Here is a 14,551-nt window from a genome sequence, read left to right on the forward strand (position 1 = left end):
CTAGTTCTCGGGTGTGTTCGGGGCATCGAAGCGGGCGGCTATTGCCTCGCCGTGTGCTGGAAGTTCCTCGGCTGTGGCGAAGGCAATGACCTTCTCGGCCACCTCCCCCAGTGCTGCACGGTCATATTCCACAAGATTGACTGGGCGCAGGAAAGTGTGGGTGGACAACCCCGCGCTGAATCGTGCTGTGCCGGAGGTTGGCAAGACGTGGTTGGAGCCTGCCGTGTAATCACCCAGCGGTACCGGCGAGTAGTCACCCACAAAGATGGCGCCTGCATGCCGGATGCGCTCCGCCACCTCGCGGGCATTCGCGGTATGAATCTCCACGTGCTCGGCGGCATACGCATCAGCCACGGCGATGCCCGCCTCAAGGTCACTGACAAGCACGATGCCGGACTGCTCGCCGCGCAACGCCGCGGCAGCCCGCTCGGCATTCGCCGTCGCAGTGTAACGCCGAGCTACTTCTGCGCCCACGGCCTCCGCTAGCTCTTCGGAGTCAGTAATGAGGACGGATGCTGCCATTGGGTCGTGCTCCGCTTGGGAAATGAGGTCATAGGCAACGTAGACGGGGTTCGCCGTTTCATCAGCCAAAATGGCGATTTCGGTCGGTCCTGCCTCAGCGTCGATCCCTACTACTCCCCGTACCGCCCGCTTAGCTGCAGCCACGAATACGTTGCCTGGGCCGGTAATAATATCGACTGGTTCAAGCGCTGCCTCTCCCGTAGCTGGCTCATCGTCACCATAGGCCAACAGCGCGATAGCTTGGCCACCACCAACCGCCCAGACCTCGTCCACGCCCAGCATGTGGCAGGTCGCCAGAACCGTCGGGTGTGGCAGGCCACCGAAGTCCTTCTGTGGTGGGGAGGCCACAACCATGGCTTCAGCGCCTGCTTCCTGAGCCGGGATGACGTTCATGATGACCGAGGAAGGATAAACCGCCTTACCGCCGGGCACGTAGAGCCCCACACGCTCAATCGGCTGGAACACCTCTGTGACCGTAGCGCCAGGAGCCAGGGTTGTGGTGTGCGGGGAAGGCTTCTGATCCGCATGCACGGCGCGCACACGGTTAATGGATTCCTCGATTGCGGCTCGCACGTGAGGATCGAGTTCGGCTGCGGCCTTCTCGAGCTCTTCGGTGCGCACACGCACAGCTTCTGGGCGCACACCATCAAAACGCTCACCAAAATCGAGGGCTGCGGCCGCGCCACCATCGCGTACTGACTCCACCATGGGGATCACTGTGTCCATCACGGAGGACACATCCGTGCCTCCACGCGGCAGGACTCGGCGCAGGCGGGAGGTAGTGAGTTTCTCTCCACGCAGGTCAATGGTTCTTAGCATGGCGCAGCCCCTTTTTATAATATGCAGTGGTTTCTATACCTTCCCTTTACTATACCCGTGCCAAAAGCCAGCGGGCCCCAAGGTGCAGGTTATAGAATGTGTCACTACTAATACATTGACGCACCACCACTGGTGAAGAGAGGCGGCGACATGAGTAACGACGCCGACGAGCACGACGGCCAGGACCACTCCGAGCTACTCACTCGAATGGAGAAGCTCGCACACTGCGAAGAGCTGGATTGCATCCGCGTCAACGCCGACGAGCTCCTCTTTCCCCACTCCCCTTTAGGGGAAACTCGCGTGTACATGGACACCGACGGTGAGCCCATCTTGCGCCTCTACACCACTCATAATGGGGCCCTTGGGTTTGGTGAAATCCCTGAGCTCAGCGAGTTCGTCAACGACTGGAATCACGACTGCCTGTCACCCCATTTGGTGCTCAATTACACCACCCCCACCGAGGTCGAAGTGTGGGGTCATTCTTTCCTCGTCGTCCACCAAGCACCCACCACAGCACAGCTCGCTGCATCCGTCCTGCCGGCGCTGTTCAATGCAGGGGCGTGTCTCGAGGAGCTCGCAACGCGTTTTCCTGCACTGATGCTTCCCCGTCCCGCGGCGCCGGATGAGCCTTCCGAGCTCGATGGCCCAGTGTCCACCGTCGATATTTCCCGTCTAGAGGAAATGCTGCCCTCGCTCGGAATCACACGCTTTCAATCGGATTCCGGGGACGCCATCTACGCGTGGATCAACGATGTTCTCTTCGCCTTTGCCATAGATTCTGGACCTAGCCTCATCATTAAGGGCCACTGGGATCCAAACCTTCCCGGCGGCGAGTTTTCCAAGATGTTCCTCATCTGCAATGACTGGAACCGGGCCAACCATTCGGCGTCCGCATTTTGCCACTCCAACATGGATGGCCTGCAGATCCGGGTGGATTACGCCGTCATGACAGGAGCTGGGCTTTCCGACGCCCAACTGGTCACCGCCCTCGGCCGCGGCATCAAACATGTACTCCACGGCATCGATGACATTTCCCACGATGCCATGGGCTCCTCCCCCGTCGTCTGGCCTTAGGTTGCTAGACGCCTCTTGCCCCCTTCGGCGTTAAGCGATGATGCGGTACTCGCCCGCTTTCGCCAACGCCTTATTCATCACGTCGATGGACGGTTCCACGTTCTCTTTGTGCTTCACCACAAGCTGCGCGTGATCCGAATCGGTAATCTCGAAGGTCGCCTGACCAAGCCCATTTTCCGCAAAGATGTCATATAAAGCCTGCAGCGCCTTACGAACATCATTATCGTCTTTGACGCCGCTGACCTGAAAATAACTGGAAACAATCGACATGGAGGAGAGTGTACGCCCCTACTTAAATACGGCCATTGAAGGCCTGCAATGCCGAGTCCTCACGAGTACCTCCTCGGCCGTCTCCATAGTCAGCGTAGTCACGAATCCACGCGACTTTGCTTACCCATTTCACGGCCTATAGCCATGATTGGATTCCACACGGGCACGCACGGGAGCACCAAGATGAACCTCGAGCGGCTTGTCATTTCGTGTAATCGCCAGAATTGACTGCTCTTCCGAAGCCGTCTCGATGTCAAAGCAAGCGTAGAAGGGCTCACGCGGACGGTTGTCATACATCTTTTGGGCCAGGCCATAAGATTCCACCATCACATAGTTCGCACCGTCGGGCTTCGGCCCCAGCAAGGCCAGAACATCCCTGATGGCAGGACCTTCCCACCGGGAGGTCGCCGACCAGCCCTGCATGAAGGTGTGGGTTGCAATGTACGAGCGCTGTGGCAGTGCGCGGAGTTCCTCTAGTGTCACCACGCGAGAGGCACCAGTCACGTCATCCGCAACAGTAATTTCGTAGCCAGCCCAATCGTTGTCGTGGAAGGCAGTCCATTCCTGCGACTCTTCCGGGGTCGGCGGCAAGCCGTTGGTCCAGTGAAACTCAGAGATGTCCTTGTCCGTGTACGCGCTCTTGCTGGCACCCTGGGGACGCATCCAGTTGAGGAAGAGCTTGCGACCAATCTCCGAAATCCCTGTAGTAAGACGGTGCGCACGTGCGCGGTCCGCCAAGGACCAGTAGGACAGGCCAATCCAGAAGGCGATGACAACACCGATGGTGATGACGATTGTGGTGAAGGCTTGGGCATAGCGCTCCGGAGTGACATCACCGAAAACTATATGCACCATGTTGTATTCGCGGTGGACGAAGAACACTAGGAAGACGTGGATGATGATGAACACGCACATGAAGACCATGCCGATGAAGTGCAGGGAACGTGCACCTTGGTGGCCGCCCCACAACTTGACGTACCACGGGAAGCGGACGCGCACCGCTGGAGCCATGGCCACACCCGTCAGCATCATGAATGGTGCAAGGATGAAAATGACTCCAAAGTAGGCCAATTGCTGCAAGGCATCGTAGGGATCGAAATGCTCAAGAGCCGGTGCTTGCAGACTCATATAGGTAAGCAAGCTATCCCACGCTTCGGGGATGATGTCCCAGGAAGTCGGAACGATGCGCCGCCACAAGCCGGTGGCGAAGAGCAACGTGACATAAACGAGTCCGTTGAGCACCCAGAGCATGACCGACACACCATGCCAGTGGCGTCCCAGACCGATGTTTTCGCGTCCCGGTAATGTCAGCAATGGTGAGGCTGAGAGCTCATCCATGAGGGAGGTGTACACGCCCTCCTCCTTCGGGAGCTCACGCTTGGTGAACTTCAACCACTCGGTACCAGGCGCACAGTCATTGCGCCACCACAGACGTGGCATGGAAGATAGCATCTCCCAGCCGGAACGAAGCAACATACCCATCAAGATGAAGTTGATGAGGTGGCTCGCACGCAGCCAGAGAGGATAGTCAGGGTTTTCGCCTAAAGCGAGAACGAGGTCCATAGAGGTGACTCCTAGAGATAGAGAAGCTGGCCTTCAGCAGATTTAACACCTATTTTTCCTCATTTAATCTGCGGATTCTAGACTTTTCTGCGTTTTATTGCTCGGATCATTGCCAGTTGTCATCCCACGACCACTATCAGGATTAATAAAAACAGCAGACCAGTAGGCAAACATGGACATAAACGGGGCCACGAGCCATCCAATGGCAGGAGAAAATTTCGGCACAAACTCGACAAACTCTCCGGGGTTCTCCGGCACGGCCGTGGCAGTAGCCCCGCCGAAAACATAAAAGGCCGCCGCACCCGCCAAGCACACCACGCCTGACCACACAAGCACCCCAACACCCCGAAAGCGCTCCCCTCGAAGATAAGCCACCGTGCCGATCACCACCCCAAGAAGGCCGGTAATCATGACGAATGTGACAAAGGATAGAAACTGCACGTTCGCGGAGTTAGTCAGCGCATACCCACCGCCCTCCACTCGATGCCCCTCCAGCGTGGGCCGCCACAGACCCCACACAGCCCCAACCCCAGAGAAAAGAAGGAGCGCCAACGCGAGCAACCCCGCGCCAAAGCCGATGGCGCGGGGTATACGAAGGTGTGGAGTACGCAGTATAGACACGAGCTGCGCTTAGTTACAGAAGGTCCAGTTACCGTTCTCACGCTTGAAACGCATGGTGGAGCTATCCAAGCCCTTGCTGGTGTTGACGTTCACGGTTGCGGACGCGGAGTCACCATCGACCACGACGTCGTTGATGGACTCAACGCCAGTCTGGTTCCAATCGAAGCCTTCCATCTGGGAGGTGTCAGCACCGGCTGTTGCCATCATGTCCTTGAGCTGGTTCATCGGAACATCCGGAATCTGGTTGTAGTCCAACTCGCTCAGGCCGGAGTTCGGGTCATTACGCACTGCTTCACAGGTGTGATCCGGCAGGTACTTCACGAAGCTACGCATGGTCTGCTGGTCGTACATACCGCGAACGAGGCCGTTGATACCGTCGATGTCTTCCTGGCTTGCGGCCTGGCCCTGGATCGGATCGACCTTCGGCATGCTCTGGAAGGGGTCCACACCGTTCTCGAACGGGTTAGCAAGAGTCTGTTCAGCGCCTTCACCCTCAGCCGGCGCCTCTTCGCCTTCCGGCTTCGGGGCCTGCTCTTCGCCGTCCTTCTTCTCCGCGCCCTCGTCCTTCTTCTCGGCGTCGTCGTCCTTCTTCTCGGACTCCTTGTCCTTATCCTCGGAGGTCTCCTCCTTGGACTTGGTGGTCTTGACCGCGGAGGAGGCGGTCTCCGCAACGTCCTCGCCGTCACCACCGCAGGCAGCCAGGGTGAGCGGCGCAACGAGTGCAACTGCAACGAGGGACTTCTTGGCAGGGGTCAAAAAAGACAAGGGTTAACTCCTAAATTTCTATAAAGAGAGCGACAGATTTCGCCACGTCCACTGCGCTCGATGCGTAGCGGACATAACGCATGCTCTTGTGCGTTTCACACAACCCTAACAAGGCGTCGTTGAAGAAATCATGACCCACACCTTGAAGCTTCCTGTGAGTCTCACTACTCTTTTTTGCCCCCACCATCTCCGCCCGACCCGTAAAGTAGACCTTTGTGCACCTTTCTCGCGACGCTATCGTATCCACGGCCCTAGAGCTCTTAACAAGCTATGGGCTTGCCGACGTCACCATGCGCCGCGTCGCCACGACCCTCGGCGTTGCTCCCGGCGCCTTGTATTGGCATGTGGCCAACAAGCAGGCCCTTATCGCCGCCATGGCCGCGGAAATCCTCTCACCAGTTACCGGCGATACCCCGGTCGATTTAGCAAGCTCCCTCCACCGCGAGCTCTCGCGATGGCGGGACGGCGCCGAAGTAGCGATCGCCGGAGCCGCCTTTCCGGAGTCAACCACACGCGCCGACCTTGAGGAGCTTTTTTGCGAAGCCCTGCAGAAGGAGGTGCCGGAAGGGGCGTCGGAAAGCATCGGCGTCGCCGCACGCACGTTGATTCATTATGTCCTCGGCGCCTCGTTCATGGAACAGTCCCACGCCCAGCTCGGTGGCGCTTCCACAGAGTCCCTCACCGATGATGCTGCCGTGCGCGCCACGGAACTCGTCATCGCTGGTTTACGCGCCCTGTGAGTTCGCTGTGTTCCCCGCGCGTGACGATCCCTTTCGTCAAATATGACTAAGCTGAACGCCATGACTGACACCCGTGCTGATGCACCCCACTCCCGCCAAGTCTGGCCAGGATCCCCTTCTCCCCTCGGTTCCACCTTCGATGGAGCCGGAACCAACTTTGCAATCTTTTCCGAAGCAGCAGAAAAGGTCGAGCTGTGCCTCATCGATCAAGATGGCACCGAGGAGCGCGTTGAACTCACCGAGATCACCGCGCACGTCTGGCACGCTTACCTCCCCAACGTCACCCCAGGCCAGCGCTATGGGTACCGCGTCCACGGACCCTACGAGCCTGAGCGCGGTCTGCGCTGTGACCCCTCCAAGCTCCTCGTGGACCCCTACGCCCGCGCATTCGACGGAGACTTCGACGGGGATGCCTCCCTGTACTCCTACGATATCTACGCCTCTGAGCCCGGCACCGGCCGCAACGAGGAGGACTCGCTCGGCCACACCATGCTCTCGGTGGTCATCAATCCCTTCTTCGAGTGGCACGGCGACAACCGCCCGCACACCCCCGACAACGAGACCATCATCTACGAAGCCCACGTCAAGGGCATGACGATGTCCCACCCAGACGTCCCCGAAGAACTGCGTGGAACCTACGCCGGCATGGCACACCCAGCCATCATCAACTACTTCAAAGACCTCGGTGTCACCGCGGTAGAGCTTCTGCCGGTTCACCAATTCCTCCAGGATGACCGTCTGCGCCAACTAGACCTGCGCAACTACTGGGGCTATAACACCTTCGGTTTCTTCGCCCCACACGCAGACTATGCCTACGCCAAGAAGCCCGGTGAGGTCGTCGCAGAATTCAAGGCCATGGTCCGCGCCTTCCACGAGGCCGGCATCGAAGTCATCCTTGACGTGGTGTACAACCACACTGCTGAGGGTAACCACATGGGCCCCACCATTGCCTTCCGCGGCATCGACAATCATGCCTATTACCGCTTGGTGGATGACAACCCTGAGCACTACATGGATTACACCGGCACCGGTAATTCCCTTAACGTGCGTCACCCGCACTCGTTGCAGCTCATCATGGATTCCCTGCGCTACTGGGTGGAGGAGATGCGCGTCGACGGTTTCCGCTTCGACTTGGCCTCCACCCTGGCGCGTGAGCTTGATGACGTGGACAAGCTGGCCACCTTCTTCGACTTGGTTCAGCAAGATCCCGTGGTCTCCAAGGTCAAGCTCATCGCTGAGCCGTGGGATGTCGGCCACAATGGTTACCAGGTTGGTAACTTCCCGCCGATCTGGAGCGAGTGGAACGGAAAGTACCGCGACACCGTCCGCGATTTCTGGCGCGGTGAGCCATCCACCATGGGTGAATTCGCCTCCCGCCTGACTGGTTCCTCGGATCTTTACGCCAACAATGGTCGCCGTCCCACCGCGTCTATCAACTTCATCACCGCGCACGATGGCTTCACTCTGCGTGACTTGGTGACCTATAACGAGAAGCACAATGACGCGAACGGGGAAGACAACCGTGATGGTGAGTCCCACAACAGGTCATGGAACCACGGTGTGGAGGGCCCCACGGATGACGAGGAGATCAAGCAGCTTCGTCGCCGTCAGATTCGTAACTTCCTCACGACGCTGCTCCTGTCCCAAGGCACCCCGATGCTCTGCCACGGTGATGAGCTAGGCCGCACACAGGATGGCAACAACAACGTGTACTGCCAGGACAACGAGATTTCCTGGATTGACTGGTCGATGCTGGACCAGGAAAAGAATGCCGCCATGCACGGCTTCACCAAGCGTCTGATCAATATCCGCAAGAACCACCCAGTCTTCCGCCGCCAGCGCTTCCTGGCCGGTGGCCCCTTCGGCTCCGATGTGAAGGATCGTGACATCGCATGGCTCGTGCCTTCCGGCAAGCTCATGACTCCCGGAGATTGGGACTTTGAGTTCGGTAAAGCCCTCATGGTCTACCTCAATGGCAATGCCATTACGGAGACCACTGCTCGCGGCGAGCGCATCACGGATGATTCCTTCATCATGATCTTCAATGCTCACCATGAGGACATCGAGTTCACCCTCCCCACCAAGGACCTGGGTGCCAGCTGGCGTCTCATCGTGGACACGTCCGACTCCGGTGGTTACCCAGACGAGGAGAAGCTTATCGACGCCGAAGGAACCATCATGGTCCAGCCGCGCTCGACGCTCATCCTGCGCCAAACCGAGCCACCCGTCTTCGATGAAACCGATGAGGCTGCGGAGACTGTTGGCTCTGACGATTCTGCTGAGAGCTAAACTGGCGCTGCACGCCGTCAAACCCACATCCTGAAAGGAATTCGTGTCCTACACCGCCCACGGTGCCGTCATCGACGTCACCGCCGATGCCCTTACTTTCCACCGCTCGCAACTTGCGGCGTCACTTGGTGCTGCATCCCGCGAGGAAATGTCGCTGGCGGATGCCACGAGCGTGGAGTGCACGGCACCAACGGCGACGGGCTTTGGGCAGGTCGTGATACGTGATGCAGGAGACATTGACCTCGCTATCATTCGTTTCGCCCCTGGTCAGGATGCGCAGGCTTTCACACGTGCAGTCGAGGCTGCACTGCGTGGTGAGGCGCCAACCGCCAGCGAAGGAGTTCGCGGATTAGACTTCACCGCCGTCGACGTGGAGACGGCCAACGACAACTGGGGTTCTGTCTGCCAGATTGGAGCGGTTCGCTTCCGTGACGGTGAAGAAACTGAATCTCGCACGTGGCTGTGCACGCCCCCTCCGGGCTTAGAACACTTCGATGAGGTCAACGTGGGTATCCACGGCATCACTGCCGAGGACGTGGCCGATGCCTCGTCCTTCGCGGATGCTGCCGCCGAGCTTTTCGAATTCCTCGGCTCGGACACGTTGCTGGCCCACAACGCACAGTTCGATTCCACTGCCCTGCGCAGTGGACTGAAAAAGGCCGAGGCCACCATTCCAAAAATCCGCTTAGCCTGCTCCCTTGCTTTGGCACGCGATGCGTCCCGAGCCGGCATCATCGACGTGGCCAATCACAAGCTACCGACCGTTGCCTCATGCATCGGTTCGGCTGAGTTCCACCACCATGAGGCCACCGCGGACGCCCGCGCAGCTGGCGAAATTGTCAGTGCGCTTGCTCGCCTATTCGGCCACTCCGGCTCTATTGAGAATCTGTTCTCTACCCGCGAGTTCGCCCTAGGCACCATGAGCGAAGAATCCATCATCCCCGTCCTGCGCGCTAACACCGCACCACTGTCCGCTGCCGATGTGGGCGCAGGCACTGATTTCCGTGATAACACCCGCATGGCTGGAGCCGCTTCTACCAAAAAGAAGCAGAGCTCCGGACCTAAGGACCGCCGTGGCCCAGCCCCCTGGCAATCCGTGTCCACCCCAGACACGATTCCAGAACCAAACCCCGACGCCGATCCCGATGGCGCTCTGTTCGGCCAGCACGTGACTCTCACCGGTGACTTCGAACCCTTCGACAAAGGGGTGCTGTGGTCAAAGATTGCCGAGCGCGGTGGCCAGGTGGGCAAGAACGTAACGAAAAAGACCACCATTCTTGTGGCCGGACAATGGGCCACCAAGACCTCCAAGGAAAAACGTGCAGAGGAACTGCAGGCCAAGGGCCAAGACATTGCGATCTGGCCCGCTGACACGCTGCTCGAAGAGCTCCAGCTGGACGAAGCTCCTCCTTTCTAAACCGTTTGCACGAGGGCAACTCGCCCAGAAAAATTTTTCCAGGCTGTTGGGAACCTAGGGCGGTGAACGCCAGTCCAATAAGGGTAAGAAATTCTTAGTTCTACCTTTATCGGAGCCCACCATGACCGTTGCACTGCCCACGTCCCTGCATGTCGACCACCTCCTTCCCGCCTTGTGCCCCAGTGCGGACCTCAACGGCGTGAAGTTGTGTGATGACGGTTTCAGTGACTCCCCTGCCAGCATCCAGCTCTCTCGAACACTGTCTATGGCCATACAGCACGGCGCGGGCACAACAGTTAAGCGAGTGAGCCAGCGCGCACTTGATGACATGGGACTTACAGTGCGCCAAGCATGGGATGCCGCCGCACTGAACTTGCAGCGCCGAGCACTCACCGACCGGGGCCTGCGCTTCTTTACCCGCCCGGCCGAGCACAGCCTACCCGGCGCGCACGGCGGCCTGGAAGTGCGCACCCAACACTGCACAATGTCTGCTTGGCTCGCTCATCCACAAACGTTCGTTATTGTGGACAATCACCTTCGGCGGCTGACCCAAGCTCAGCGCATCACCTACCTGGTTCCTGATTCCCAGACGGTCTACGCCTTGGTTGATGTTTCTCATCACGCGGCCATTGAACTGGCTGACCGCGCGTGTGAACTGCGCCCGCGCCATAGACCCACTCTCAGCCCACAACCACTAGTATTGGCTAACGGCTTTCCACTGGAGGTATAAGGCACCTCCACTGAATTCCCCGCCGTTGCCGAAAGGAGTCGTGTTCATATCAATGGCTGAATCACCCATGTCCCGCCTGAGCAACCAATACCACTCCTGGATTCATGCCCACCCCACCGCGGCACAAGACTTCCGATACACCATTGAAGAACTGCTCAACGACGCCGGCATTATCTTCGACCGCGTAGCCACCCGCGTGAAACAGTGGCCCTCACTCAAGGCCAAGGCTAAGAAAAAGCGTGAGAACGGTGAACTCATGTATCCCTCGCCGTGGGAGGACATCCATGATGTCCTCGGCGTGCGCATCAATGTTTTTCATTCCACGGTAATTCCCGAAGCTCTCGCTGTCCTTGGGGAAACGTTTGACGTCAAGCGTTCCGTCGACAAGGCTGCGGAAACCCGTATTTCCGGTGGTTTTGGTTATGGTTCCCACCACCTGGTCCTCACAGTCACTGAAGATAGCACCGCAGCCCTCGAAGAGCTTGTGCCCTATGTCGGCTGGACCTTCGAGGTTCAGATCCGCACCGTCCTGCAGCATGCGTGGGCCGAGTTTGAGCACGATATCCGGTACAAACAAGGCCCGAACCCGCCGTCTCCACAGGTCGATCGCCTCTTTACCCTCGCTGCTGGTCTCATCGAGCTCGCCGACCAACAGTTTGATGAAATCGCAGCGCTCAAGGCTCCGCGAACCGAAACTGACAAGGACATTGATCTCACTGCGGAAACGTTGCCTGGCGTGCTCGCCATCATCTTAGGAAATCGTTTCCCACGCTCCCGCTCAGAGCACTACCGCTTCCTCGCTGAACTCCTAGAGAGCAATGGCATCACCCGCTTGAGCCAACTCAGGGATTTACTGGATGAGGACGCCATCGCCCACGTGCACGACGCTATGCGCTACCGTTTCCGCCCGGGGCAGGTCAGGCTTATCGACGATTTATTGCTCGACAAGTTCGGACCCCAGCACATTGAGGCCACGTCGGAAGCGGGCGACCGTTCCGACCGCAAGCGCCGCTTGAACGCCCGGCTTAAGGCTTTGCGTAGCACCCGCTAGGTAGTCACCTGAAACCACCGCGGAACTTATCCATCTGCCGGCGTTCCTTCTTGGTGGGGCGTCCGGCGCCACGTGGGCGAACCGGAACTGACGGAAGGAATTCCTTCGGTGGAGGTGGCGGGGCGTGGTCGATGTAGCAGGTGCGCGCGACGGGAGCCCCCACGCGCTTGGACACGGTGGCAAGAACTTCCAGGTCATGCTCGTGATGGTTGCGCCACACGCGGACGCGGTCACCAGGGACGACCTGCTGTGCTGGCTTGGTGGCGTTGCCGTTGAGTTTGACGTGCCCGGCGCGCACTGCGGTGGCAGCCTCGGAACGGGTCTTGAACATGCGAACAGACCAGACCCAGGCATCGATACGAACTGGGCGGCCGTCTGGCTGAATAGCCATAGGGAGGCCTAAAGGTTGTGGTTTTCGTTCACGATCTTCTGGATCTTTAGCCAGTTATAGGCGCCACCCACCACGGCGATGACGAGACCTAGCACCATCCACGTGGAAAAACTCCCCACAGTTAATCCCAGGAGGATACCTCCGCCGACGCCACCCACAACGGCAATAGCGCCGTTCCGTGCGTGGGTACGCACGGCTTGCTTGCGCTTCTCAATAGGGTTATTGGGGCGTCGCTGCATAGTCATGGCGCTAATTCTACAATCCTTCTATCCTCTATGCGGCGTGGACTCGGGCTCGTAGCACTACGAGTTAACCGCTGAGTTCCACCCAGGCTGTGCCCGCTTCGTTCGGGGCCACCTCCCCCTGGGTCAGGGCAGCCAGGGTGGCGGTGAGTTCTTCTTCCCCACCGGGTGCGACGGACACGGTAAACATCACCGCCTGGCCGTAGGCAGTGTCGACGATGTCCACCCCGCGGTTGCGTAGGTCCGCCTCGAGGCGCCCAGCATCGGCGTGAGAAACCTCAAGAGTGTACAGCTCGCGAAGGGCCCGAGTGACGGCCGTTACTTGTTCCATGGTCTCGCTTACTGCACCGCCATACGCATGGACAAGCCCTCCTGCACCCAGCTTGATACCACCGAAATAGCGCACCACGACCGCACAAATATCGAGCAGACCGGAACCTTTCAGTACGTCGAGCATGGGCTTACCCGCAGTACCGGAAGGCTCGCCGTCGTCAGAAGATCGCTCCACCGGGTTCGAACCATCCACGTGGTAGATGTAGGCAGAGCAGTGGTGGCGGGCATCGGGGAACCGGTCCCGGGCGGAATCGATGAACGCCCGCGCTTCGTCCTCATCCGTCACCCGCCCGATAAGGGTGATGAATCGAGAACGCTTAATCTCAATCTCGTGCTCGACAGTCTTCCCTGCGACTGGACGTTGGTATTTCTCCAGCATTAGGCGACGAGGAAGTCGTACTCGGGGGTGCCTGGCTTCAGCTGCTGGCAGTTCAGCTTCGATTCTTCCATGCGCTCCAACAAACCATCGATACCTGCCGCGGTTCCTAACTCAATGCCCACGAGTGCAGCACCAGTTTCGCGGTTATTGCGCTTGAGATACTCGAACAACGTGATGTCATCCTCCGGACCAAGGACATCCTGCAGGAAGTGGCGCAGCTGACCTGGTTCCTGCGGGAAGTTCACGAGAAAGTAGTGCTTGAGCCCGCGGTGCACCAGAGAGCGCTCCATGATTTCGGCGTAGCGCAGCACATCATTGTTGCCGCCGGAAATCACGCAGACCACCGTTGATCCCGGTTGCAGGTTGAGCGTGCGCAAGCCGGTGACGCTCAGTGCGCCGGCGGGCTCGGCAATGATGCCCTCGTTTTGGTACAGCGCGAGCTGCTCCGTGCACACGGCACCTTCGGAGACGGTATCCCAATGCAGGCGGCCCTGGTTGGCTTCCAGAACCTTAAAAGGTAACTCCCCTATGCGTTTGACAGCGGCACCATCCACAAATGGGTCCACGGTTTCCAGCGTCACCGGTTCGCCCGCTGCAAAGGCTGCGCTGAGTGACGCCGCCCCGGCCGGCTCAATCCCCACCACTGCCGTGCGAGGGGCCATGTCCGCTAGATACGACGTGATGCCGGAGATCAGACCGCCACCGCCGACGGGTACCACGACGGTGTCGAGGGACTTGCCCAAAGATGATAGCTGCGCCACGATCTCAGCGGCGACCGTGCCCTGGCCGGTGACGGTATCGCGGGAGTCAAAAGGCTCGATGAAAAACGCACCACGCTCCGCGGCATCTGCGTGTGCTGCAGCTGCTGCCTCATCAAAGTTAGCGCCAGTGACGACGAGCTCCACGAAGTCCCCACCATGAACGAGGATGCGGTCGCGCTTCTGCTTCGGAGTGGGTTCCGGGACGTAAATCTTGCCTTGGATCCCCATGGTCCGGCAGGCGTAAGCCACGCCTTGGGCATGGTTGCCTGCCGACGCCGTGACGATGCCCTGCGCGCGCTGCTTCTCACCAAGGTTGGACATTCCGTAGATGGCGCCGCGAATCTTGTAGGAGCGAACGTCCTGCAGGTCCTCACGTTTGAGGTAGACCTCATACCCGGTTTCCTGGGACAGGCGCGGGCAGTATTGCAGAGGGGTCGGGGCGATCTCCGAGCTAATGCGTGATTGGGCCAGCTGGATATCCGAGGCGTGGACTGGCTCGAAGTCTTCCGGGGTGCGTGTCATGGTGGCTCATTCTACGCGCTGCTCTGCGCGCGACGCGCATTACCTAACGTTCGACCGGTTCA

Annotated in this window: 15 protein-coding genes; 6 read left to right on the plus strand and 9 right to left on the minus strand. The window is 59.1% G+C overall.

Features of this window, described 5'->3' with window-relative positions:
* Window positions 1-1,341 carry a histidinol dehydrogenase gene (gene hisD, locus CSING_RS08610; RefSeq protein WP_042531474.1) on the minus strand — a complete coding sequence of 447 codons (1,341 nt, stop codon included), beginning with the start codon at window positions 1,339-1,341 and terminating at the stop codon, window positions 1-3.
* 150 nt (window positions 1,342-1,491) lie between these two features.
* Here hisD and CSING_RS08615 point away from each other — a divergent pair, with 150 nt between their 5' ends.
* Window positions 1,492-2,415, plus strand: coding sequence for a YbjN domain-containing protein (locus CSING_RS08615; protein ID WP_042531476.1), 924 nt, complete (start codon window positions 1,492-1,494; stop codon window positions 2,413-2,415).
* 30 nt (window positions 2,416-2,445) lie between these two features.
* Here the strand turns inward: CSING_RS08615 and CSING_RS08620 are convergent, their stop codons facing one another.
* From CSING_RS08620 to CSING_RS08635, 4 genes are all read right to left on the minus strand, one after another.
* Window positions 2,446-2,685, minus strand: a complete 240-nt coding sequence (locus tag CSING_RS08620) for a hypothetical protein (protein WP_042531477.1) — start codon at window positions 2,683-2,685, stop codon at window positions 2,446-2,448.
* 129 nt (window positions 2,686-2,814) lie between these two features.
* Window positions 2,815-4,248: a cytochrome b/b6 domain-containing protein gene (locus CSING_RS08625; protein WP_236683945.1), complete on the minus strand. Its 1,434-nt coding sequence runs from the start codon at window positions 4,246-4,248 to the stop codon at window positions 2,815-2,817.
* A gap of 63 nt (window positions 4,249-4,311) precedes the next feature.
* Entirely contained in the window at window positions 4,312-4,689 is a 378-nt protein-coding gene (locus tag CSING_RS13930) for a hypothetical protein (RefSeq protein ID WP_236683946.1), read from the minus strand.
* A gap of 189 nt (window positions 4,690-4,878) precedes the next feature.
* On the minus strand, window positions 4,879-5,634 hold the full coding sequence (locus CSING_RS08635; protein WP_042531479.1) for a hypothetical protein: 756 nt from the start codon (window positions 5,632-5,634) through the stop codon (window positions 4,879-4,881).
* Window positions 5,635-5,849: 215 nt separating this feature from the next.
* Between CSING_RS08635 and CSING_RS08640 the strand changes: the two genes are divergently transcribed.
* The 5 genes from CSING_RS08640 to CSING_RS08660 all read left to right on the plus strand — a co-directional run bounded on the left by CSING_RS08640 (window position 5,850) and on the right by CSING_RS08660 (window position 11,861).
* On the plus strand, window positions 5,850-6,374 hold the full coding sequence (locus tag CSING_RS08640) for a TetR family transcriptional regulator (RefSeq protein ID WP_042531481.1): 525 nt from the start codon (window positions 5,850-5,852) through the stop codon (window positions 6,372-6,374).
* 60 nt (window positions 6,375-6,434) lie between these two features.
* Entirely contained in the window at window positions 6,435-8,663 is a 2,229-nt protein-coding gene (gene glgX / locus CSING_RS08645; protein ID WP_042531482.1) for a glycogen debranching protein GlgX, read from the plus strand.
* Window positions 8,664-8,706: 43 nt separating this feature from the next.
* Complete coding sequence (locus CSING_RS08650) at window positions 8,707-10,080, plus strand: exonuclease domain-containing protein (RefSeq protein WP_042531484.1); 1,374 nt, start codon at window positions 8,707-8,709, stop codon at window positions 10,078-10,080.
* Between the two features lie 121 nt (window positions 10,081-10,201).
* Window positions 10,202-10,810: a hypothetical protein gene (locus tag CSING_RS08655; protein WP_042531486.1), complete on the plus strand. Its 609-nt coding sequence runs from the start codon at window positions 10,202-10,204 to the stop codon at window positions 10,808-10,810.
* A gap of 52 nt (window positions 10,811-10,862) precedes the next feature.
* Window positions 10,863-11,861 carry a GTP pyrophosphokinase gene (locus CSING_RS08660; RefSeq protein WP_042531488.1) on the plus strand — a complete coding sequence of 333 codons (999 nt, stop codon included), beginning with the start codon at window positions 10,863-10,865 and terminating at the stop codon, window positions 11,859-11,861.
* A gap of 4 nt (window positions 11,862-11,865) precedes the next feature.
* On the opposite strand, the gene CSING_RS08665 is transcribed toward CSING_RS08660, so the two are convergent.
* From CSING_RS08665 to ilvA, 4 genes are all read right to left on the minus strand, one after another.
* Entirely contained in the window at window positions 11,866-12,252 is a 387-nt protein-coding gene (locus CSING_RS08665) for an RNA-binding S4 domain-containing protein (RefSeq protein ID WP_042531490.1), read from the minus strand.
* An 8-nt stretch (window positions 12,253-12,260) separates the two neighbouring features.
* Window positions 12,261-12,497: a hypothetical protein gene (locus CSING_RS08670; RefSeq protein ID WP_042531492.1), complete on the minus strand. Its 237-nt coding sequence runs from the start codon at window positions 12,495-12,497 to the stop codon at window positions 12,261-12,263.
* 64 nt (window positions 12,498-12,561) lie between these two features.
* On the minus strand, window positions 12,562-13,206 hold the full coding sequence (locus CSING_RS08675) for a YigZ family protein (protein WP_042531494.1): 645 nt from the start codon (window positions 13,204-13,206) through the stop codon (window positions 12,562-12,564).
* Window positions 13,206-14,489, minus strand: a complete 1,284-nt coding sequence (ilvA, locus tag CSING_RS08680; RefSeq protein ID WP_042531496.1) for a threonine ammonia-lyase IlvA — start codon at window positions 14,487-14,489, stop codon at window positions 13,206-13,208. Before ilvA ends, CSING_RS08675 begins: the two co-directional genes overlap by 1 nt.
* Between the last annotated feature and the right edge of the window lie 62 nt (window positions 14,490-14,551).

Source organism: Corynebacterium singulare, assembly GCF_000833575.1.
GTDB classification, from domain to species: domain Bacteria; phylum Actinomycetota; class Actinomycetes; order Mycobacteriales; family Mycobacteriaceae; genus Corynebacterium; species Corynebacterium singulare.